Source organism: Mesorhizobium sp., from assembly GCF_005063415.1.
GTDB lineage: Bacteria > Pseudomonadota > Alphaproteobacteria > Rhizobiales > Rhizobiaceae > Mesorhizobium.
On record NZ_SUEG01000007.1, the window covers coordinates 60,958 to 82,166 of the forward strand.

Genomic DNA, 21,209 nt, shown 5'->3' on the forward strand with positions numbered 1-21,209 from the left:
CGGCAAGATGAGCGTTCAAACCACCGACTTTGCCGCCTCCGAAATCCGCTCGCCGGCGGGCTTCGTCGCCAACCGCGTCTTCATCTACGGCGCCCTCATCTTCTGGGCTTTCATCTGCCTGTTCCCGATTTATTGGACGATAACCACCTCGTTCAAGACCGCGGTCGACGTCACCCAGGGCCATCTGATCCCGTTCGTCGATTTCAACCCCGACTGGAAGGGCTGGCGTTCGCTCGGCCTGTCGCCGGACTCGATCTTTCGGACGTCGACGGTTCGCGACGAATTCATCAAGCGCTTCATGAATTCGGTCATCACCTCGGTCGGCGCGTCGTCCCTCGCCATCGTCATCGGCAGCCTCGCCGCCTACGGGCTGACCCGCTACCGCTACAAGTTCGCCTGGTTCAGGAACGAGGATATTTCCTTCTTCTTCCTGTCACAGCTGATCCTGCCGCCGGTGGTGCTGGCCCTGCCCTTCCTCGTGCTTTACCGGGAGGTCGGCCTGCTCGACACACGCATCGGGCTGATCCTGCTCTACACGCTGATGGTGTTGCCGATCGTCATCTGGATCATGCGCGACCAGTTCAACTCCATCCCGGTGGAGCTGGAGGAGGCAGCACTCGTCGACGGCCTGTCGATCTGGGGCGCTTTCTTGCGCATCGTCATGCCGATCGCGCTGCCGGGCATGGTCGCCGCCTTCATCCTGGCGATGGTGCTGTGCTGGAACGAGTATTTCTTCGCCGCGCTTCTGACCTCGACCGACGCCAAGACCATTCCTGTCATGGTGGCGAGCCAGACCGGCTCACAAGGCATCAACTGGTGGTCGATGGCGGCGCTTGCCACCGCCGCCATCACACCGCTCGCCGTCATCGGCATCGCGCTCGAGCGTTACCTGATCATGGGCATGACAGCGGGCGCGGTGAAGTAACTGCGCCGGCTCTCCCTTCTCCACAATAAGGGGAGAACGGAAAACCGGGCTAACCCGAAAGTGTTCCCCGCAAATGATCGAGAATCATAGCAACCCCTTTTTGCCCCAATTCCGCCGAGGCTTCGGGCGCACTTGCCGTGTACCAGCCGGTGTTGTCGGCGAAGCGGCCGGCATCCACCGCTTCCGGGCACAGCGCAAGCATCAGTGACGTCTCGCCGGTGCCGGCATGGTCAAACGGGTACAGGCTGTGCATTGAAGCCGGCATCAGCGGATGCACCTGCACCCAGTTGAAGAAATTGATGCCCTCGGCGTGCTCGGCATAATAGTCGGCCATCGCCGCAGAGCCCCACCAGCCTTCGCCGCGTTCTTTCTCCAGGAAGCGGAAGATCGCCTGCCGGCCGGCGGCCTTGAAGGCGAGATCGGTCGGCATGCCGGCGGCAAAGTTTTCGGTCTGGTGGTGAATGATGGCATGGATGTTGCGGAAGCCGATGCGCAGCAGGCTGTAGAACAGTTCTTCCGCAAATGGCGCCAGCACATTGCCGCCGACCTGCACCGAACCACTGCCTTCCGGCGCCGCCACCGCATAGCTCGCCGCGCCGTAATAGAAGGGCGGCAGAATGACGATCTCGGCTTCTTTTTCGAACAGTTCCAGGCTCTTGATCACCGCCAGCGTGTCCATGCCGACGGCCATGTGCTCGCCATGATATTCGAGCACACCGAGCGGCAACACGACCGGCCGGTTCTCGGCGATAGCCTTGCGGATCTGGTGCGGCAGCATCAATTCGTAGCGCATGACACCTACTCCATATTGGTGTGGCGGGCGCGCATCGCTTCCGGCGAGACGCCGGTCAGATCCCTGAGCTTCAGCACCATCACTTCGAAGAGGACGAACAGCGCGCCTTCGAAAACCGAGCCCATCGGCAGCACGGATGTCTTTTCCGGGCCCTGGTCGTCGGCCATGGTCTGAGCGGGGATAAGCAGTGTGAAGTCGGCCAGCTTCGCGGCATTGCTGTCGGCGTGCGCGGTGAGCAGCAGGACGGCGGCACCGGCCTCACGTGCGACCCGCATCAAGGTCAGCACCGTCGATGTCTCCCCCGGGCCGGAACTTGCGAAGAAGACATCGCCCGCGCCCAGCGGCGGCGTGGTCATGTCGCCGACAACCGACACCGGCAGGCCGAGATGGTGGAGCCGCATGGCAAAACCCTTGACCTGCAGCGCCTCGCGGCCGCAGCCATAGGTGACGATCTTTCTAGCTCCGGCCAAGATGGCGCAAGCGGCGTCGATGCGGCTTTCGTCGATACGCTCCAGCACGGTGCCAAGCTCGCTCAGCGCAATCCCAAACAGGTTTTCGCCAGCCTCCGTCATGACATTTGCACCAGCTTGCAGGTGCCGGAGAACCACTTGAATATCTCAGTCACATCTGCCCCGAACAGCTTGTTTTCACTCATGCTATCACCGCGAAAATCGGTGTCCAACGACACGCAGTGCTTTTGATGCGCTATAGCCGTGATAGTGTCACGGCAAATCCAAATGAGGAAACGACAGCATATGAAGACACGGCATTTCGACCGCATCGGCAATGGCGGCATCAACTTCACCGAGCTCGGCTTCGGCACCGCGCCGCTCGGCAATCTCTACCGCGCCGTCTCCGACGAGGATGCCAGTGCCACTCTGGAGACGGCATGGCGGGTCGGCTGCCGCTACTTCGACACCGCGCCGCTTTATGGGCTGGGCCTTGCCGAAACGCGGCTCAATCCGTTCCTGCGTTCGAAGAAGCGCGACGACTACGTGCTGTCCAGCAAAGTCGGGCGCATCATGCGCGCCTGCCCGCCGGAACAGCGCACCGGCATCGGCAAATTCTTCGACACCCCATCGCGCCGCGAGGTCTACGATTACAGCTATGACGGCGTCATGCGCTCCTTCGAAGCCTCGCTGGAACGGCTCGGCGTCGACCGCATCGACATCCTCTTCGTGCACGATGTCGACATCTTCACCCATGGCAGCAAGGAAGCCTCGGACCAGCGCATCCAGGAATTCATGAGCTCCGGCTACTACGGATTGCTGGCATTGCGCGACCAGGGCGTGATCAAGGCGTTCGGCGGCGGCATCAACGAGTGGCAGGTTGCCCAGACGTTGGCGGAGCGCGGCGATTTCGATCTGTTCCTGCTTGCCGGGCGTTACACGCTGCTGGAGCAGGAAGCGCTGCAGTCTTTCCTGCCGCTATGCCAGCAACGCGGCATCGGCATCGTTCTCGGCGGGCCGTACAATTCCGGCATCCTCGCAACCGGGCCGAAGCCCGGCGCCTACTACAATTATTCGGAGGCGCCGCAGGACATCATCGACCGCGTTACCCGCATCGAGGCCGTCTGCAAGCGCCACGGCGTGCGCCTGATCGAGGCGGCGCTGCAGTTCCCGCTGCTGCATCCCTCGGTCGTCTCGGTAATCCCCGGCGGCCAGCGGCCGGGCGAAGTCGAAAGCAATCGCTCGCTGCTCGACGCGAAGCTGCCATCGGCGCTGTGGGCCGATCTCAAGAAAGAAGGCTTGATGCGCACGGACGCGCCGACGGCATAGCGCCGCCTTTTCCAACAGAAAAGAAAAACCGGATATGCCGGCTTTTCTTTTCTCTGAAAGACTTAAGGAGACGCTTAGTTGACAGCGTCCTTGAGGCCCTTGCCGGCCGAGAACTTCGGCACGGTGCGCGCCGGGATCTTCACTTCCGCACCGGTCTGCGGATTGCGGCCGGTCGACGCGGCGCGTTTTGACACGGTGAAATTTCCGAAGCCGACAAGCCGGACATCGCCGCCCTTTTTCAGTTCGCCGGTGATGACGGAAAACACCGCATCAACCGCCGACTGCGCGTCACCCTTCGAAATACTCGCGGCATCGGCGACAGCGGATACCAGTTCGTTCTTGTTCATAAAAATTCCCTTCCATGAGAAAACCGGAACACTCGACTCGATCCGGCAGGAAACGGACTTTAGAAAGAAGCGCTCCGGCAACCAAGTCGAAAAGCGCCAAGAATGTCGAAAAAAGCCCGGAAATCCGGGGTTCTTCACATGAAAAAGCCGGGCTCAAGGCCCGGCTCTCTCTTTGTGCATTGCAACTTTAGCAAGAACTAATGCGCCAGCGATTTACCAGCCTCGTCTCCGACATCGACCACGGCCGGTGCACTAACGGGTTCGACCCACTGGATCGGTTCCGGCATGCGCACCAGCGCATGGCGCAACACTTCGCCAACGCGTGAGACCGGGATGATTTCCATGCCGCTCTTCACGTTTTCCGGAATCTCCGCCAGATCCTTGGCGTTCTCTTCCGGGATCAGCACCTTCTTGATGCCGCCGCGCAGTGCGGCAAGCAGCTTTTCCTTAAGGCCGCCGATCGGCAGCACCCTGCCGCGCAGCGTGATCTCGCCGGTCATCGCCACATCGGCCCTGACCGGGATACCGGTCAGCACCGAGACGATCGCCGTCGCCATCGCCACGCCAGCCGACGGTCCGTCCTTCGGGGTTGCACCCTCTGGCACGTGGACGTGGATATCGCGCTTGTCGAACAGCGGCGGCTCGACGCCGAAATCGATGGCCCGCGAGCGGACGTAAGAGGCCGCCGCAGAGATCGATTCCTTCATCACGTCGCGCAGATTGCCGGTCACGGTCATGCGGCCCTTGCCGGGCATCATGACGCCTTCCACCGTCAACAGCTCGCCGCCGACTTCCGTCCAGGCGAGCCCGGTGACCACGCCGACCTGATCGTCGCTCTCGACCTGGCCGAAGCGGAAGCGCGGAACACCAAGGTAATCGGCAAGATTGTCCGCCGTGATGTTGATCGTCTTCTTCTTCGTCTTCAGGATCTCGGTCACCGCCTTGCGGCCGAGCTTCATCAGCTCGCGTTCCAGGCTCCTGACGCCCGCTTCACGGGTGTAGGTCTGGATGATCCCGCGGATCGCGTCCTCGCCGACGGAGAACTCCTTCGGCTGCAACGCGTGGTCGCGGATCACCTTGGGCATCAGGTGACGCTTGGCGATTTCGATCTTCTCGTCCTCGGTGTAGCCGGCGATACGGATGATCTCCATGCGGTCCATCAAGGGCGCAGGGATGTTCAGCGTGTTCGCGGTCGTCACGAACATCACGCTCGACAGGTCGTATTCGACCTCGAGGTAATGGTCCATGAACGTCGAGTTCTGCTCGGGATCGAGCACCTCGAGCAAAGCCGATGACGGATCGCCGCGGAAATCCTGGCCCATCTTGTCGATCTCGTCGAGCAGGAAGAGCGGGTTGGATTTCTTCGCCTTCTTCATCGACTGGATGACCTTGCCGGGCATCGAGCCGATATAGGTGCGGCGGTGACCGCGGATCTCGGCCTCGTCGCGCACGCCGCCCAGCGCCATGCGGATGAACTCGCGGCCGGTCGCCTTGGCGATCGACTTGCCGAGCGAGGTCTTGCCGACGCCGGGAGGTCCGACGAGGCACAGGATCGGCCCCTTCAGCTTCTTCTGGCGGCTCTGCACGGCGAGGTATTCGACGATGCGGTCCTTGACCTTGTCGAGGCCGAAATGATCCGTATCGAGCACGTTCTGGGCAAAGGCCAGATCCTGCTTGACCTTGGAGTTCCTGCCCCACGGGATCGACAGCAGCCAGTCGAGATAGTTGCGCACGACGGTCGATTCAGCCGACATCGGCGACATCGTCCGCAGCTTCTTCAGTTCGGCTTCCGCCTTTTCGCGGGCCTCCTTGGAGAGCTTGGTCTTCTTGATGCGCGCCTCGATCTCGGCGGCCTCGTCGCGGCCGTCCTCGCCCTCGCCGAGCTCCTTCTGGATCGCCTTCATCTGCTCGTTGAGGTAGTATTCGCGCTGCGTCTTCTCCATCTGGCGCTTGACGCGCGAGCGGATGCGCTTCTCCACCTGGAGCACCGAGATTTCGGCTTCCATGAAGCCCATCGCCTTTTCCAGCCGTTCCTTGACGGACAGCGTGGCGAGCATCTCCTGCTTCTCGGGGATCTTGATGGCAAGATGCGAAGCGACCGTGTCGGCGAGCTTGGAATAGTCGTCGATCTGGCTGGCGGCACCTACCACTTCGGGCGAGATCTTCTTGTTCAGCTTGACGTAGTTCTCGAAGTCGGTGACCACGGAACGCGCCAGCGCCTCGACCTCGACCTCTTCCTCATCCGGTTCGACCAGCGCAGCAGCACGGGCCTCGTGGAAGTCGGGACGGTCGGTGAACGCGACGATTTTCGCGCGCGAGGCGCCTTCGACCAGCACCTTCACGGTGCCGTCCGGCAGTTTCAGCAATTGCAGCACATTGGCGAGCGTGCCGATGTCAAAGATGGCATCGGGCTCCGGATCGTCGTCGGCGGCATTCATCTGGGTCGCGAGCAGGATCTGCTTTTCCTGACCCATCACTTCTTCCAGCGCCTTGATCGACTTTTCACGCCCGACAAAGAGCGGAACGATCATGTGCGGGAACACCACGATGTCGCGCAGTGGGAGGACTGCAAAGACGCCGTCGCTGGGAGCCTTGGATAATTTGGCCATTGTCCAACCTTTCATGTCGCGGCCGCCAATCGGCCAACCGCGAATCTCATATTAACGACCGGGGATCGTTCCGCCTACCACCGTTTGTGACGGGAGTTTTACAGCACAGAATTCGGCACCACGGCCTTCTGGCATTAGTTGGAGGCACAGTGGGTAAAGATCAAGGGTCAACACGGTCCGTCCCTCCAATACGCGGCCATTTCGCGGCGCCGTACGCGGTGTGCGACAGCAAAACGGCGCCCTGCGGCGCCGTTTCAGAAAAATCCATTGCCGGCTCACGTCAGGCGCTGACGTTGCCCTTCTTTTCCTTCTGCTCGGAATAGATGTAGAGCGGCCTGGCGTTGCCTGACACCACCTCTTCCGAAATAACCACTTCGCGCACGCCTTCCAGTGCCGGCAGCTCGAACATGGTGTCGAGCAGAATCGCTTCCATGATCGAACGCAGGCCGCGTGCGCCGGTCTTGCGCTCGATGGCGCGCTTGGCGATTGCCGACAGCGCGTTCTCGTGGAAGGTCAGGTCGACATTCTCCATCTCGAACAGCCGCTGATACTGCTTGACCAGCGCGTTCTTCGGCTCGGTCAGGATCTGGATCAGTGCCGGCTCGTCGAGATCCTCGAGCGTGGCCAAGACAGGCAGACGGCCGACGAACTCGGGAATGAGGCCGAACTTCAAGAGATCTTCAGGCTCGACCAGGCGGAAAACATCGCCGGTGCGACGATCCTCGGGCGAAGCGACGATGGCGCCGAAACCGATCGAGGTCTTCCTGCCGCGATCCGAGATGATCTTGTCCAGGCCGGCGAAAGCGCCGCCGCAGATGAACAGGATGTTGGCGGTGTCGACCTGCAGAAATTCCTGCTGCGGATGCTTCCTGCCGCCCTGCGGCGGCACGGAGGCAACGGTACCTTCCATGATCTTCAAAAGTGCCTGCTGCACGCCCTCGCCCGATACGTCGCGGGTGATCGAGGGATTGTCCGACTTGCGCGATATCTTGTCGATCTCGTCGATATAGACGATGCCGCGCTGGGCGCGCTCGACATTGTAGTCGGCCGATTGCAACAGCTTCAGGATGATGTTCTCGACATCCTCGCCGACATAGCCGGCCTCGGTCAGCGTCGTCGCGTCGGCCATGGTGAAGGGGACGTCGATGATACGGGCCAGCGTCTGCGCCAGCAGCGTCTTGCCGCAACCGGTCGGGCCGATGAGCAGGATGTTCGACTTCGCCAGTTCGACGTCGTTGTTCTTGCCGGCATGGGCGAGGCGCTTGTAGTGGTTGTGGACGGCCACCGACAGTACGCGCTTGGCGTAGGGCTGGCCGATGACGTAGTCGTCGAGAACTTTCAGGATTTCCTGCGGGGTCGGCACGCCCTCGCGCGACTTCACCATCGAGGTCTTGTTCTCCTCGCGGATGATGTCCATGCACAGTTCGACGCATTCGTCGCAGATGAACACCGTCGGCCCGGCGATCAGCTTGCGCACTTCGTGCTGGCTTTTGCCGCAAAACGAGCAATAAAGCGTGTTCTTGGAATCACCGCTGTTGTTGCCGACCTTGCTCATTTTCCTGTCCTTTCATGGCCGCCCGCCGATGGTCTGGTTGAAAGGGCGTATATTCAATCTATCGCGGGAATCCGCTGCCGCCAGTGCCCCGGCTCCCGCAACGCATTCCGTACGAAACACAAATCGGAAAACGGGGCAATGATTCGAACAACCCCACGCGCAAAGCTAAGCCGTCGAAAATCAACATAGCCTTAACGTAGGCAATTGCACCCGTCGAGGGAACAGCCAATTGTGGCCGAAATGCCGCAAGCTGCGCCAAAAGCGCGTGATCCCGCCACTCATTGCCACCGCGGGGCCACCGCGGACCTATAAGGCAATACCTTCGACTGGCTCACGTGACGAAATGACCTTGTCGATGAGGCCGAAATCCCTGGCCTCGTCGGCAGTCATGAAATGGTCACGGTCGAGCGTTTTTTCAATCTCATCGTAGCTCTTGCCGGTGTGCCTGACATAAACCTCGTTGAGGCGGCGCTTCAGCTTGATGATGTCCTGGGCATGACGCTCGATGTCGGAAGCCTGGCCCTGGAAGCCGCCGGAAGGCTGGTGAACCATGATGCGGGCGTTCGGCGTGGCAAAGCGCATGCCCTTCTCGCCTGCAGTGAGAAGCAGCGAGCCCATCGATGCGGCCTGGCCGATGCACAGCGTCGACACAGCGGGCTTGATGAACTGCATTGTGTCGTAGATCGCCATGCCGGAGGTCACTACGCCGCCGGGCGAGTTGATGTAGAGGTTGATTTCCTTCTTCGGATTCTCCGCCTCGAGGAACAGCAGCTGCGCGCAGACCAGCGTCGCCATGCCGTCCTCGACCGGGCCGGTGATGAAAATGATGCGCTCCTTGAGGAGCCGCGAGAAAATGTCGTAGGCCCGTTCGCCGCGATTGGTCTGTTCGACCACCATCGGAACGAGGTTCATGTAGGTTTCGACGGGGTTCTTCATGGACTATCCCTTTTTGAGGATGGGATTCCGGCGCCGGAGATTTGCAATCGGGCAGAATCGGTTCTGGATCGTTATTGTGTAAATAGGATGCCGGCTCACCCTAGCGCAAGGCCGCCTCTCCTAGCCATCCGGTTAAGTCGAATCAAGGTTTCCAAACCAGTTTCGCCTGTCGCCGTGCCGGCAGCCCCTCTCCTGCGGTGGGAAGGGGCGCTCATGCCTGGCCGTTGTTTAGCAGTTTCTTAACCGCATCGCTTAACGAAAAGTGGTGAAACCGCTTTTTCCGGCCGCGGCTTGCCCTACAATCCAACGTTGAACCCGCTTCACGCAGTTCAAATAAGGGGGAGTGCGATGATCAGGAAAACTGCTTCCTTGGCCCTTACCGGCATCACCGTTCTCGGCATGGCGTCCGAGGCGGCGGCCGGCGGACGCGCGGTCGAATGCTACGAGCAGGTCAACCGGCCGGCCGTCTACGACACGGTCTATGAGGACGTGCTCGTCAGCCCAGCCGGCCAGCAGGTGGAATACGAGGCGCCAATCTACGGGACGCGCGAGCGCGTGGTGCAGATCGCGTCGGCGCGCGTCAGCTATGAGATCGTGCCCGCCATTACCCGCACCATCTACCGCTCCGTGAGGGTCGATGACGGCGGCTATTCCTGGGAATGGCGCATCATCAATGGCCGCAAGGTGCTGTGCAAGGTCAGGCACAAGGCGCGCTATGAACGCGTGGCCGAAATCGTCGTGGTTGAGCCGGAACGCCGTCGGCGCGTTGTCCTCCCCGCCGAATATGAGAGCGTCGCCGAAGAGGTGCTGGTGCGGCCGGAGCAGCGGCGCATCATCGACATTCCGGCGTCCTATCAGACAGTGGTTCGCCGCGTGGTTGTTAGGGAGGGCTCATCGAGCTGGCGGCGCGTGCATATTCCGAGGCATTGCCGATACTAGGCGCTCAGGCCGCCTCGGCCCTGAGCCATTTCTTCAGGCCGTCGACATCGCCATTGCTGACGCAGGCCGCAACCCTTCTGCCAACTGCCGCGCCGAACTTGTAGCCGTGGCCGGAGCAGGCCGAGACGACCAGGCATTTGCCTTTGCGGTGGGCCAGGAACTTCTCGGCGGTGAAGGTGTAGGCGCAGGTGACCACTTCGGTGACCTTGTATTCCTCGATGCGGGCAATCGGCGGCGAAAACAGGTTGCGGATCGCCTCACCCTCGCCCGGCACCGGCTGGCGGTTCCAGTCGGCATCGCTGGTCGGCGCCCTGTGCAGGCCCGAGCCGAATTTCATGCCGGCGCCACCTGTCGGCGGGATTGCATAGCCGTCGACGCTGCCGCCGATGTCGAGGACAACGGATGCAGCCTGCCAAGCTGCTTTCAGATCCGCCGGCGGTTCGACATAGGCGAGCGCGGTGCGCCAGGTTTTCAGTTGGCCATCCAGCTCCGGGAACAGCTTTAGCACCCAGGCACCGGCAGCGACGATGATCCGGTCGGCCTGCATCGTTTCGCCGCTCGCAAGCACGACATGTCCGACGTCGGAGTCGATCTCGACCACCTTACTGTTTTCGTAGACATTGGCGCCGTTCTCGCGCAGCCATCGGGCGAGGCCCCAGGCGATCTTGCGGCAGTGCAACGCGCCGCCGTCCGGTGAAAAATAGGCATAGCGGAACGAACCGGGCTGCAGGAACGGCCAGCGTTCAACCGCGGCGTCCGGTTCGAACAAATCGAACGGATAGTTCCCGGCTTCCATGCCTTCGCGGTATTCCTCCGCCTCATCTCCCGGCTCCCGCGAAATACAGATGAAGCCGCGCGGATCGAGATGGCTTTCGCCGAGATCGGCCCACATCTCATCCCATGCTTCATAGGCCTCGGTGATCAGCCGGCCGTAGCCCGTGCCAGCCCGGTAGGCGCGGCGGATAATGCGATGATGGTCGCCCGACGCTGCAAGCGGATTGGGGATCGGTCCCTGCTCGACGATCGAGACGAGGTGCCCGGCCTTGACCAGCGACCACGCTGTGGAAAGCCCGGCAATGCCTGCACCGACCACGATCACATTCATGAAACCGTCCTTCCGCAACCGCTTCGGCGGCTCACCTCTCGGGAGGGCCAACATACGGTCTGGCACCAGACTGGCAAGCCGCGCTAATGATCTGGCATGACCGAATTGAAGCCGCCCTACCTTGCCTTTGATCCAGCCACACGTCGCCTGCGGCTCGATCCGCACGAGCCGGCCTTTTTCCAGAATCCATACGAGGCCTATGCCTTCCTGCACGGCGCATCGAACGCCTTCGTCTGGGAAGAATTTGGCTTCTGGTGCTTTGGCGGCTTCGACGACGTCAACCGTCTGCTGCGCGATCGCCGCTTCGGCCGGCAGAACCCGGCCGGCATTCCGGACAGCCGGGGCATCGGCCAGGACCGCACGCATCTCAGCGCCTTCGACGGCGTCGAGGCCAATTCGATGCTGGAGCTGGAGCCGCCCGTCCACACACGGCTCAGAACGCTGGTCAACCGCGCCTTCGTCTCGCGCCAGGTCGAGCGGCTCAGGCCGCGCGTCGAGGCGCTGGCCAATGAATTGATTGACCGTTTCGAACCAGGAGGAGTCGACCTGCTGCCGGCGTTCGCCGCTCCCTTGCCGATCACCATTATTGCTGAAATGCTCGGCGTGCCGGTCGACATGGGGCCGCAGCTGCTCGACTGGTCGCATCGGATGGTCGCCATGTACATGCATGGCCGCACCCGCGAGACGGAGGAGACAGCCAATCGCGCCGCGCGCGACTTTTCCGATTTTCTGCGCGGCTACGTCGCCGAGCGGCGAAAGAGGCCGGGCGAGGATCTTCTGTCGCTGCTGATTGCGGCACAGGAGGATGGCCAGAAACTGTCGGAGGACGAGCTGGTATCCTCGGCCATCCTTTTGCTCAATGCCGGCCATGAAGCAACTGTCCACCAGACCGGCAATGCGGTGCGCTCGATCCTTGCGCAAGGCGGCGACCCGCGCCGCTTCTTCGCCTCACCGGAAGCAACAGCCGCGACGGTCGAAGAGTGCCTGCGCTTCGACGCGCCGCTGCACATGTTCACGCGCTACGCCTATCAGGAGGTCGAGGCCGGGCCGGGGATCATCGTCCAGCCGGGAGAGACGATCGGGCTGTTGCTCGGCATGGCCAATCGCGACCCTACTGCGTTTGCCGAGCCCCTCGCCTTGAGGCCGGACCGTGCCGACCAGAAGAACGTATCGTTCGGCGCCGGCATCCATTTCTGCATCGGCGCGCCGCTCGCCCGGCTCGAACTGCAGGTGTCGCTGAAAACCCTGTTCGAGCGCTTGCCGCGGCTCCATCTCGCCGAACAGCCACGCTTCCGCGACAGCTATCATTTCCACGGGCTGGAAACGCTCGCGGTACGCTTTTGAGCATTCGATCCGGCAGGCTCAGCCGCAGGGTGATCAAAGCTTGATCACATACTCCTTGCGAGTCGTTTCAAGCACTTCCCAGCTGCCCTTGAAGCCCGGCCTCAGCACGAAACTGTCGCCGGCCCCGACAGTGCGCGCATCGCCGCCGTCTTCGGCGATCACCGAGACCCCTGAAAGGATGTGGCAGAACTCCCACTCGTCATATTCGATGCGCCATTTGCCTGGCGTTGCTTCCCATATGCCGGCATAGAGGCCGCCGTCCTGCTCCTCAACATTCCAGGTGCGGAATTTCGGATCGCCCGAAATCAGGCGATCCGGCGCCGGTGCGCCAAGCTCCGGTTCGACGGTGTCGACGCCGACGGAAAGAAATTTCGGCCTGGTCATGGCGATCAAACCTTGGCGAGAGCCTGTTCCAGATCAGCGACGATGTCGTCGACATCCTCGATGCCGACCGAGAGCCTGACCGTGTCCGGCCCTGCCCCGGCGTTGATCTTCTGCTCGTCGGAAAGCTGGCGATGCGTGGTCGATGCCGGGTGGATGACCAGCGACTTGGTGTCGCCAACATTGGCCAGGTGCGAGAACAGTTCGAGCGCTTCGACGAATTTGATGCCCGCCGCGTAGCCGCCCTTCAACCCGAAGGTGAACACCGCGCCGGCGCCAAGCGGCGAGTACTTCTTCTGCAACGCGTTGTTCTTGTCGCTGGGCAGGCCGGGATAGGACACCCAGGCGACCTTGGGATGGTTGGAGAGCCATCCGGCGACCGCCGCCGCATTGTCGCAGTGGCGCTGCATCCTGAGCGGCAAGGTTTCCAGGCCGGTCAGGATCAGGAACGCGTTGAACGGCGAAATCGCCGCGCCGATATCGCGCAGGCCGAGCACGCGGGCGGCAATGGCGAAAGCGAAATTGCCGAAGGTTTCGTGCAGGACGAGGCCGCCATATTCGGGGCGCGGCTCCGAAAGCATCGGATATTTGCCCGACTTCGACCAGTCGAACGTGCCGCCGTCGACGATGGCGCCGCCGATCGAATTGCCGTGGCCGCCGATGAACTTGGTCAGCGAATGCACGACGATGTCGGCGCCATGTTCGATCGGCCGCAGCAGATAGGGCGAGGCCAGTGTGTTGTCGACGATCAACGGCAGGCCGTGCTTGCGGGCAATGTCGCCGATCTTCTCGATGTCGACGAAGACGCCGCCCGGATTGGCCAGGCTTTCGATGAAGATCGCCTTGGTCCTGTCGTCGATCTGGCTCTCGAAGGTCGAGATGTCGTTGGTGTCGGCCCAGCGCACCTGCCAACCGAAATTCTTGAAGGCGTGGCCGAACTGGTTGATCGAGCCGCCGTAAAGCTTTGTCGCTGAAACGAAATTGTCGCCGGGCTGCATCAGGTTGTGGAAGACCAGCACCTGCGCGGCATGGCCGGAGGCGACGGCAAGGCCTGCCGTGCCGCCTTCGAGTGCCGCGATGCGCTCTTCCAGCACCGCCTGGGTCGGGTTCATGATGCGGGTGTAGATGTTGCCGAACGCCTTCAGCCCGAACAGCGAGGCGGCATGGTCGGCATCGTCGAAGACGAAGGAGGTCGTCTGGTAGATCGGCGTCGCTCGCGCCCCTGTCGCCGGATCCGGCTTAGCGCCGGCATGGACGGCGAGCGTATTGAAACCGGGCGTGCGGGCCATCGAAAACCTCCCTCAATGGTGAATGGTGAATGGTGAATGGTGAATGGTGAATGGTGAATGGTGAATGGTGAATGGCAAAGTCGGCCAGCCCCACCCTGATTGCAAGCGGCTCATATGCCGCCTTGCCCGCCTTCCAGAAAAATCCTTCTATTCACCATTCACCATTCACTACCTACTTCTGGCGAACGCCGAAACTCTGGAACCCCGGGCGCATCAGCGGCTTCTTGGAGGACAGCACGCCTGAATTGACGCCGGTCCAGCCGATCTCGCCGGACAGCTTGCCATATTCGATCTTGGGGCAACGGTTCATCACCACCTTGATGCCGGCGGCTTCGGCGCGTGCGGCTGCCTCGTCATGGCGTATGCCAAGCTGCATCCAGATGACCTTCGGCAGCGGATCGAGCCGCAATACCTCGTCGACAATGCCCGGCACGGCAGAGGAAGCGCGAAACACGTCGATCATGTCGACAGGTCCCGGAACGTCGGCGAGCCTGGCGTAGGTCATCTGGCCGAGGATCTCCTTGCCGGCCTGGCCGGGATTGATCGGGAACACCGAAAACCCCTTGCCGAGCAGATATTTCAGCACGAAATAGCTCGGCCGCACGTCATTGGCCGACGCGCCGACCATGGCGATGGTCTTCACCGAATTGAGGATGCCGGCGATATAGGCGTTGTCGTAGGCGTCGTGGTTCATGCCTCGTCCTCATACAGCGCTTCGGCGAGAAAACCATCTGGATCATTGCAAAAATTGCGCATCATGCGGAAATGGTCGGTATCGCTAAGATCGGTGGGATCGAGCCCGGACCGGCTGATGCGGAACAGCCGCGCGCCGGGACAGGCCATCAGCAGCGGCGAATGCGTGGCCATGATCACCTGTGCCGTGCCGGACTGGTCCATCCGCCGCAGCATCTTGAGAAGTTCGATCTGGCGCGTCGGCGACAAGGCGCTTTCGGGCTCGTCCAGGATGTAAATGCCTTGCCGGCGGCAGCGCTCCTCGAAGAACCTGATGAAGCCCTCGCCATGCGACCAGGACAGGAAGTCGGGCGGCGCCTCATGTGCGTCGATGGCAGCCTGATCGAGATAGCGGGCGACCGAATAGAAGGATTCGGCGCGAAAGAACTAGCCTGCGGTGACCTTCGGCAGCCAGTGGCCACGCAACGTTGCCGCCAGCGCCGCGCCGCTCTTGTCGATGGCTCGGGAGTGGTCGACCGGCATGTAGCCCTTGCCGCCGCCAGCTTCATCGTAGCCGGCCAGCGCGCCGATCGCTTCGAGCAATGTCGATTTGCCGGTGCCGTTCTCGCCGACGATGATGGTGATCGGCGTGGTGAATTCGAGCTCGAATTCGTGGCCGTGAAAGATCGGCAGGTTCCAGGGATATTTTTCCCAATCGACGACCCGGCCGGGCTCGATCAGGATACGCTTGAGATAGGGCGCCTTCAGCCGCGTCAGTTGCTTGCGATGAGCCAGAGGGAACCTCGTCAGGCCGGCAGCGAAATCGATCCGTCTTCCGCGATCGGAAAAGCCGGATTGTGCGCCACTTCCCAGACATGCCCGTCGGCATCGGCGAAATAGCCATACCAGCCGCCCCAGAAGGCGCGTTGCGCCGGCTTGACGATACGGCCGCCGGCCGTCTCGGCCAGCGCCAGCACTGCATCGACCTCGGCGTCGGAGCGGGTGTTGTAGGCAAGGTAGACGGCGGACGGCGCCTTGGAGAAGGTAACGCCCGAATCCTCTTCGGCGCTTGGGCGCGGAAACAAGCCAAGAATGGCGCCGCCCATCTGGAAGAAGGCAACACCATCGGTGATCCCGGCATGGCGGGTCAGGCCCATTGCCTCATAAAAGCGCGTGGCGCGCTCGAGATCGTCGGTGGCGATGGTGATGATGGAGATGCGCGGTTCCATATCCGCCTCCTATTCCTCCGGCCATTCCGGCTTGCGCTTGCCGATGAAGGCGCCAATGCCCTCTTCCGCATCGCGCGCCAGCATGTTCTCGACCATGACGCGCCCGGTGTAATCATAGGCCTCGGCCAGCCCCATTTCCGCCTGCTCATAGAAGGCTTCCTTGCCGATCTTGACGACCAGGGAGGATTTGGACGCAATGGTTTGCGCGTATTTGGTGACAATCTGATTCAGATATTCGCGCGGCACGACGCGGTTGACCAAGCCGAATTCCTTGGCGGTTGCCGCATCGATGGTCTCGCCGGTCAAAAGCATCTCCATGGCGTGCTTGCGCGAGACGTTGCGCGACAGCGCCACCATCGGCGTCGAGCAGAACAGTCCGATATTGACGCCAGGCGTGCAGAAGGTCGCTTCGTGCGAGGCGATGGCGAGATCGCAGCTGGCGACCAGCTGCAACCCGGCCGCCGTCGCCAAGCCGTCGACTTCGGCGATCACCGGCTTAGGATGGCGAACGATCGCCTGCATCAGTGAAGCGCAGGCGGAAAACGTCTTTTCGAAGAAGGCCCTGCCGCGGTCGGCATCGGCGCGGTGCGTGCTCAACTCCTTGAGGTCGTGCCCGGCGCAGAACACTTTGCCGGCCGCCCCGAGGACGATGACGCGGACGGACTTGTCGCCCTTGGCGCGGTCGAGTTCCGTCATCAGCGCCGCCATCACTGCAAGCGAAAGAGCATTGGCCGGCGGATTGGCGAGCGTCAGGCGCAGCACGCCCTTATCCAGCCGGGCGGCGACCGGCCCTTCGGCCACGGCAGGCTTGATGGCGACGATTTCGGCCATGGGTCGTTCCTCCGCGATTCCGGATCGGTGATCGACTAATCTAGTATGCGGGTCTCGCTTCGTCCAACACCCCGCTTCTGCCATAATGAATGGCTGTTGCCAGAAACGGCACGCTACGCTCATACAGGCAGCCGCAAACGAGGGACCGACATGCCTGCCCAAAGCGATCTCAAGCCGGTGCTGACGGCTGCTGATGTCAACGCGCTGATGGCGACCGTTTTCCCGCAACTCAACGACCAGTTCACCTTCTACGAGGCGTTGGACGTGTTTCCAGGCGGCTGTATCGTGCGGCTCAATGCCGACGAGCGCCATTTGCGTCCCGGCGGCACCGTGTCGGGTTCGGCGCTGTTCACGCTGGCCGACATAGGCGGCTATGTCTGCGTGCTCTCGCATGCCGGGCCGGATGCGCTTTCGGTCACCACCAGTCTCAACATCAATTTTGTCCGCAAGGCCGAGGCCGGGCCGATCGACGGCCATTGCCGCATCCTCAAGCTCGGCAAGAGCCTGATGGTGTTCGATATCGACATCGTCGCCGGCCCGGAGGGACACACGGTAGCGCACGCCACGGGCACCTATTCGATCCCGCCAAGGCCGGAACCGGCCTGATGCTTTCTATTGAGTTTTTCGTTGATGTGTATATATGTGCGCATTGGTGACGTTTGCTTGAGCGTGACAGCCGCAAAATCGTGAAGCGTCTCAAGGATGATGGTTTCGAGCTGGTTTCCATACGCGGCTCACATCACAAGTTCCGAAAGGGCGAGATCGTGTTGATCGTTCCGCATCCTGAGAAGGATCTACCAACCGGTACAGCTCGCGCCATCGCCAAGCAAGCGGGCTGGACATAGGCGACCTGAAGCGTCTTGGAGGCTGAGATGAAGAACTATTTCGCGTTGGTCGACAAAGATCCAGACAGTGCGTTCGGTATTCGCTTTCCCGACATTCCCGGCTGCTTTTCAGCCGCGGACGAGGCGGAAGACATCGTACCGAATGCAGTCGAAGCGTTGCAACTGTGGGCGGAGGACATGCCTGTTCCCGAGCCGTCCAGCCACGAGGCGATCGTCGCGCTTGCGGATATACGCAAAGCACTTGCTGAAGGAGGCTATCTGGTCTCGGTACCACTCATCGACAATGACAGCGCCGTTGTGAGGGCGAATGTAACTTTCGAGCGCGGCGTCTTGCGGGCGATCGACGCGGCAGCGCGCGACCGAGGCATAACGCGATCGGCATTCCTCTCCAGCGCAGCTCGCAAGGAAATCGAGGCAAAGCACTGAACTTACCTACACAGGGCCAAAAATCGCGATGTGGTAAAATCATACCTTTAACTCAAATCCTTGTTTTCATTTAAGTTTATCTTCCGGCAATCATTTCATGCGCCTTGACGCGATAACCACCCTCCCCTATAAGCCGTGACGAAGCAGCGGCCCGCAAAGGCCGCCGTTTTGTTATTGGCGACGGCAAGTGCCTTTTGCCAATCCAAGCAACAAGAAACGCCTTCTTTTGAAGGTCCGAACAGAAAGCAACAATCCATGGCAACCTTTTCGCAGAAGCCTGCGGATGTGGTGAAGAAGTGGGTGCTGATCGACGCCGAGGGTCTCGTAGTCGGCCGTCTCGCCACTGTCATCGCCAATCATCTTCGCGGTAAGCACAAGCCCACCTTCACCCCGCACGTCGACGACGGCGACAACGTCATCGTCATCAATGCCGACAAGGTGGTGTTCACCGGCAAGAAGTTCACCGACAAGGTCTATTACTGGCACACCGGTCACCCCGGCGGCGTCAAGGAGCGCACCGCGCGCCAGCTGCTCGAGGGCCGCTTCCCCGAGCGTGTCGTGGAGAAGGCCGTTGAACGCATGATCCCGCGCGGCCCGCTCGGCCGACGCCAGATGAAGAATCTCCGCGTCTACGCAGGCACGGAACATCCACATGTCGCCCAGCAGCCCGTCACGCTCGACGTGGCCAAGCTGAACGCCAAGAACAAGAAGGTTTCGTAAAATGGCTGAGCTTTCCTCGCTCGCAGAACTCGGAACTGCCACCGGCAACACCAACACCCAGCCGGCAGCACCCGTCCATGTCCAGAAGCTCGACAAATCGGGCCGCGCCTATGCCACCGGCAAGCGCAAGAACGCCATTGCCCGTGTCTGGGTGAAGCCCGGCTCCGGCAAGATCGTCGTCAACGACAAGGTGTTCGCCGAATATTTCGCGCGTCCGGTCCTGCAGATGATCCTCAACCAGCCGATCATCGCCGCCAACCGCGCCGGCCAGTACGACATCGTTGCCACCGTCATCGGCGGCGGCCTCTCCGGCCAGGCCGGTGCCGTGCGCCACGGCATCTCCAAGGCGCTGACCTATTACGAGCCGGCGCTGCGCGCCGTACTCAAGAAGGGCGGCTTCCTGACCCGCGACAGCCGCGTCGTCGAGCGCAAGAAGTATGGCAAGGCGAAGGCCCGCCGGAGCTTCCAGTTCTCCAAGCGCTAAGCGCTGCGCAATTACACGCCATCGAAAGGCCGCCTCCGGGCGGCCTTTTCTTTTCGTACAGGGGCATCACCCCACCCGCGCGTGCGGCGCGGTTCATGCCTGCACAGAGCTCAGATCCGGCTGTCCTTGATGAAGTCGATGAACGCTCGCAGCGGCGCCGGCACGAGGCGCCGGCCGGGATAGTAGAGGAACGGTCCGGAGAAGCTCTGCCACCACGGTTCAAGCACCGGTTCGAGCGCCCCGCTCTCGAAGTGAGGGCGCAGCCAATCCTCGAACAGGCTGACGATGCCTGTGCCGGCGATGGCTGCATCGACCTTGAGGTCGGTCGCCCCGCCCAGTGTCACGAGAAGCGGCCCACTTGGGTCGACCCGCACCACCTCGCCGTCGCGCTCGAATTCCCACGGCGGCATCGCACGGCTGGCAAAGCGGCCGCGCAGGCAGGCGTGGCCGAGCAGGTCGCGCGGGTGCTGCGGGCGGCCGTGACGATCCAGGTAGGCAGGGCTGGCGGCGGTGGCGAAGCGCTGCACGCGCGGCCCGATCGGCACGGCGATCATGTCCTGCTCCAGCCGCTCCTCATAGCGAATGCCGGCGTCGCACCCCGCCGCCAGCACATCGACGAAGCTCTCCTCTGAGATCACCTCCAACCGGATGCCTGGATAGGCGGCGAGAAAAGGCGGAACGATGCTGGGCAGCACCAGCCGCGCGGCGCTGACCGGCACATTGAGGCGCAGCGTACCCGCCGGCCTGTCGCGAAAGCCGTTCACCACGTCCAGGGCCGACTCTACCTCGGTCAAGGCAGGACCGAGCCGCGCCAGCAGGCCTTCGCCGGCTTCCGTCAGGACAACGCTGCGGGTCGTCCGGTTGAGCAGCCTGACACCGAGCTGCGTCTCCAGGCGGCGCACCGCCTCGCTTAAGCCGGACGCACTGCCGCCGCTGGCGCGTGCCGCATCCCGAAAACCTTTGGCGCGCGCTACGGCCACGAAGGCGTTCAGATCCCCGAGATCAATCTGCATTGTTCGTCATTCCGCACAGCCCGTGCGAATTGTACCCAATTATCATGAGATCGGACAACGTCTATCTGTGCACCGTTCCTGAAGGAGAAAGACCATGTCCAGCGTCGACCAGTCCGGCACATTCATCCTCGGCGACCGCAAAGTGAGACGGCTCGGCTACGGCGCCATGCAGCTCGCAGGGCCAGGCGTCTTCGGCCCACCAAAGGACCACGACGCCGCGTTGGCCGTACTGCGCGAAGCCGTTGCACAAGGCGTCAATCACATCGACACCAGCGACTTCTATGGCCCGCACGTGACCAACCTGTTGATCCGCGAAGCGCTCGCACCCTATCCCGACGACCTCGTTATCGTCACCAAGATCGGCGCCCAGCGCGGCCAGGACGGATCGTGGTTGCCGGCCTTCTCGGCCGAAGAGCTGACTAAGGCGGTGCACGACAATCTGCGCAATCTCGGGCTCGACGCGCTGGAGGTGGTCAACCTTCGGATCATGTTCGACGCGCATGGCCCCGCCGAAGGGTCGATCGAGGCGCCGCTTGCGACGCTTGCCGAGCTTCAGCGCCAGGGCCTTGTGCGTCACATCGGGCTGAGCAACGTCACCGCTGCGCAGATCGCCGAAGGCCGCAGGATCTGCAAGATCGTGTGCGTGCAGAACCAGTACAATCTGGCGCATCGGGGCGACGATGCCTTGATTGACGATCTGGCCCGCGACGGCATCGCCTATGTGCCGTTCTTCCCGCTTGGCGGCTTCAACCCGTTGCAGTCGTCGACCTTGTCCAAGGTCGCGGCACGCCTCGGCGCCACGCCGATGCAGGTCGCGCTCGCCTGGCTGCTTTGCCGCGCGCCGAACATTCTTCTGATCCCCGGCACGTCTTCCGTCGCGCATCTCAGGGAGAACCTCGCCGCGGGCGATCTCGTGCTGCCGGACGATGCGCTCGAGGAATTGGACGGTATCGCCGGCAATATCCCCGCTCACGCGTAGCGCGGCAAT

23 protein-coding genes and 1 pseudogene are annotated in these 21,209 nt (G+C 62.0%); 10 read left to right on the forward strand and 14 right to left on the reverse strand.

Features of this window, described 5'->3' with window-relative positions:
* Positions 1 to 7 precede the first annotated feature (7 nt).
* Positions 8 to 925 (forward strand): carbohydrate ABC transporter permease, encoded by a 918-nt coding sequence (locus E5W70_RS03975; RefSeq protein ID WP_292654158.1) that lies wholly within the window; start codon positions 8 to 10, stop codon positions 923 to 925.
* Between the two features lie 49 nt (positions 926 to 974).
* Here the strand turns inward: E5W70_RS03975 and E5W70_RS03980 are convergent, their stop codons facing one another.
* Both E5W70_RS03980 and E5W70_RS03985 read right to left on the reverse strand, forming a co-directional pair.
* Complete coding sequence (locus tag E5W70_RS03980) at positions 975 to 1,718, reverse strand: creatininase family protein (protein ID WP_292654160.1); 744 nt, start codon at positions 1,716 to 1,718, stop codon at positions 975 to 977.
* 5 nt (positions 1,719 to 1,723) lie between these two features.
* Positions 1,724 to 2,290, reverse strand: coding sequence for an SIS domain-containing protein (locus E5W70_RS03985; protein ID WP_292654163.1), 567 nt, complete (start codon positions 2,288 to 2,290; stop codon positions 1,724 to 1,726).
* Positions 2,291 to 2,473: 183 nt separating this feature from the next.
* Here E5W70_RS03985 and E5W70_RS03990 point away from each other — a divergent pair, with 183 nt between their 5' ends.
* Complete coding sequence (locus E5W70_RS03990; protein ID WP_292654165.1) at positions 2,474 to 3,496, forward strand: aldo/keto reductase; 1,023 nt, start codon at positions 2,474 to 2,476, stop codon at positions 3,494 to 3,496.
* 74 nt (positions 3,497 to 3,570) lie between these two features.
* On the opposite strand, the gene E5W70_RS03995 is transcribed toward E5W70_RS03990, so the two are convergent.
* From E5W70_RS03995 to clpP, 4 genes are all read right to left on the reverse strand, one after another.
* Entirely contained in the window at positions 3,571 to 3,843 is a 273-nt protein-coding gene (locus tag E5W70_RS03995; protein ID WP_006201846.1) for an HU family DNA-binding protein, read from the reverse strand.
* A 197-nt stretch (positions 3,844 to 4,040) separates the two neighbouring features.
* Positions 4,041 to 6,452 (reverse strand): endopeptidase La, encoded by a 2,412-nt coding sequence (gene lon / locus E5W70_RS04000; RefSeq protein ID WP_292654237.1) that lies wholly within the window; start codon positions 6,450 to 6,452, stop codon positions 4,041 to 4,043.
* A gap of 280 nt (positions 6,453 to 6,732) precedes the next feature.
* Positions 6,733 to 8,007: an ATP-dependent Clp protease ATP-binding subunit ClpX gene (clpX, locus tag E5W70_RS04005; protein ID WP_006332719.1), complete on the reverse strand. Its 1,275-nt coding sequence runs from the start codon at positions 8,005 to 8,007 to the stop codon at positions 6,733 to 6,735.
* Positions 8,008 to 8,313: 306 nt separating this feature from the next.
* On the reverse strand, positions 8,314 to 8,943 hold the full coding sequence (gene clpP / locus E5W70_RS04010; RefSeq protein WP_292654171.1) for an ATP-dependent Clp endopeptidase proteolytic subunit ClpP: 630 nt from the start codon (positions 8,941 to 8,943) through the stop codon (positions 8,314 to 8,316).
* A 348-nt stretch (positions 8,944 to 9,291) separates the two neighbouring features.
* On the opposite strand from clpP, the gene E5W70_RS04015 reads away from it, so the two are divergent.
* Entirely contained in the window at positions 9,292 to 9,882 is a 591-nt protein-coding gene (locus E5W70_RS04015; protein ID WP_292654174.1) for a hypothetical protein, read from the forward strand.
* A 4-nt stretch (positions 9,883 to 9,886) separates the two neighbouring features.
* Here the strand turns inward: E5W70_RS04015 and E5W70_RS04020 are convergent, their stop codons facing one another.
* Positions 9,887 to 10,987 (reverse strand): FAD-binding oxidoreductase, encoded by a 1,101-nt coding sequence (locus tag E5W70_RS04020; RefSeq protein WP_292654177.1) that lies wholly within the window; start codon positions 10,985 to 10,987, stop codon positions 9,887 to 9,889.
* A 96-nt stretch (positions 10,988 to 11,083) separates the two neighbouring features.
* Here E5W70_RS04020 and E5W70_RS04025 point away from each other — a divergent pair, with 96 nt between their 5' ends.
* On the forward strand, positions 11,084 to 12,331 hold the full coding sequence (locus E5W70_RS04025; RefSeq protein ID WP_292654179.1) for a cytochrome P450: 1,248 nt from the start codon (positions 11,084 to 11,086) through the stop codon (positions 12,329 to 12,331).
* Between the two features lie 33 nt (positions 12,332 to 12,364).
* Here E5W70_RS04025 and E5W70_RS04030 read toward each other — a convergent pair whose 3' ends face one another.
* The 6 genes and pseudogenes from E5W70_RS04030 to E5W70_RS04055 all read right to left on the reverse strand — a co-directional run bounded on the left by E5W70_RS04030 (position 12,365) and on the right by E5W70_RS04055 (position 16,733).
* Entirely contained in the window at positions 12,365 to 12,715 is a 351-nt protein-coding gene (locus tag E5W70_RS04030; protein ID WP_292654182.1) for a cupin domain-containing protein, read from the reverse strand.
* 5 nt (positions 12,716 to 12,720) lie between these two features.
* Positions 12,721 to 14,001, reverse strand: a complete 1,281-nt coding sequence (locus E5W70_RS04035) for an O-acetylhomoserine aminocarboxypropyltransferase (RefSeq protein ID WP_292654184.1) — start codon at positions 13,999 to 14,001, stop codon at positions 12,721 to 12,723.
* Between the two features lie 172 nt (positions 14,002 to 14,173).
* Entirely contained in the window at positions 14,174 to 14,695 is a 522-nt protein-coding gene (locus tag E5W70_RS04040) for a CoA-binding protein (RefSeq protein WP_292654186.1), read from the reverse strand.
* A pseudogene (locus E5W70_RS04045) lies at positions 14,692 to 15,468 on the reverse strand (AAA family ATPase). The gene E5W70_RS04040 and the pseudogene E5W70_RS04045 overlap by 4 nt, the downstream one beginning before the upstream one ends.
* A gap of 11 nt (positions 15,469 to 15,479) precedes the next feature.
* Complete coding sequence (locus tag E5W70_RS04050; protein ID WP_292654189.1) at positions 15,480 to 15,902, reverse strand: VOC family protein; 423 nt, start codon at positions 15,900 to 15,902, stop codon at positions 15,480 to 15,482.
* Positions 15,903 to 15,911: 9 nt separating this feature from the next.
* Positions 15,912 to 16,733: an enoyl-CoA hydratase gene (locus E5W70_RS04055; protein WP_292654191.1), complete on the reverse strand. Its 822-nt coding sequence runs from the start codon at positions 16,731 to 16,733 to the stop codon at positions 15,912 to 15,914.
* 150 nt (positions 16,734 to 16,883) lie between these two features.
* Between E5W70_RS04055 and E5W70_RS04060 the strand changes: the two genes are divergently transcribed.
* The 5 genes from E5W70_RS04060 to rpsI all read left to right on the forward strand — a co-directional run bounded on the left by E5W70_RS04060 (position 16,884) and on the right by rpsI (position 19,208).
* Positions 16,884 to 17,339 (forward strand): PaaI family thioesterase, encoded by a 456-nt coding sequence (locus tag E5W70_RS04060; protein ID WP_292654194.1) that lies wholly within the window; start codon positions 16,884 to 16,886, stop codon positions 17,337 to 17,339.
* A gap of 53 nt (positions 17,340 to 17,392) precedes the next feature.
* Positions 17,393 to 17,578, forward strand: a complete 186-nt coding sequence (locus E5W70_RS04065) for a type II toxin-antitoxin system HicA family toxin (RefSeq protein WP_292654198.1) — start codon at positions 17,393 to 17,395, stop codon at positions 17,576 to 17,578.
* A gap of 27 nt (positions 17,579 to 17,605) precedes the next feature.
* Positions 17,606 to 18,004 (forward strand): type II toxin-antitoxin system HicB family antitoxin, encoded by a 399-nt coding sequence (locus E5W70_RS04070; RefSeq protein WP_292654201.1) that lies wholly within the window; start codon positions 17,606 to 17,608, stop codon positions 18,002 to 18,004.
* A gap of 255 nt (positions 18,005 to 18,259) precedes the next feature.
* Positions 18,260 to 18,724, forward strand: coding sequence for a 50S ribosomal protein L13 (rplM, locus tag E5W70_RS04075; RefSeq protein WP_292654203.1), 465 nt, complete (start codon positions 18,260 to 18,262; stop codon positions 18,722 to 18,724).
* Position 18,725: 1 nt separating this feature from the next.
* Positions 18,726 to 19,208: a 30S ribosomal protein S9 gene (gene rpsI / locus E5W70_RS04080; RefSeq protein ID WP_023717316.1), complete on the forward strand. Its 483-nt coding sequence runs from the start codon at positions 18,726 to 18,728 to the stop codon at positions 19,206 to 19,208.
* Between the two features lie 110 nt (positions 19,209 to 19,318).
* On the opposite strand, the gene E5W70_RS04085 is transcribed toward rpsI, so the two are convergent.
* A complete protein-coding gene (locus tag E5W70_RS04085) occupies positions 19,319 to 20,221 on the reverse strand; it encodes a LysR family transcriptional regulator (protein WP_292654206.1) in 903 nt (300 codons plus the stop codon).
* A 94-nt stretch (positions 20,222 to 20,315) separates the two neighbouring features.
* Here E5W70_RS04085 and E5W70_RS04090 point away from each other — a divergent pair, with 94 nt between their 5' ends.
* Complete coding sequence (locus E5W70_RS04090; protein WP_292654209.1) at positions 20,316 to 21,200, forward strand: aldo/keto reductase family oxidoreductase; 885 nt, start codon at positions 20,316 to 20,318, stop codon at positions 21,198 to 21,200.
* Positions 21,201 to 21,209 lie beyond the last annotated feature (9 nt).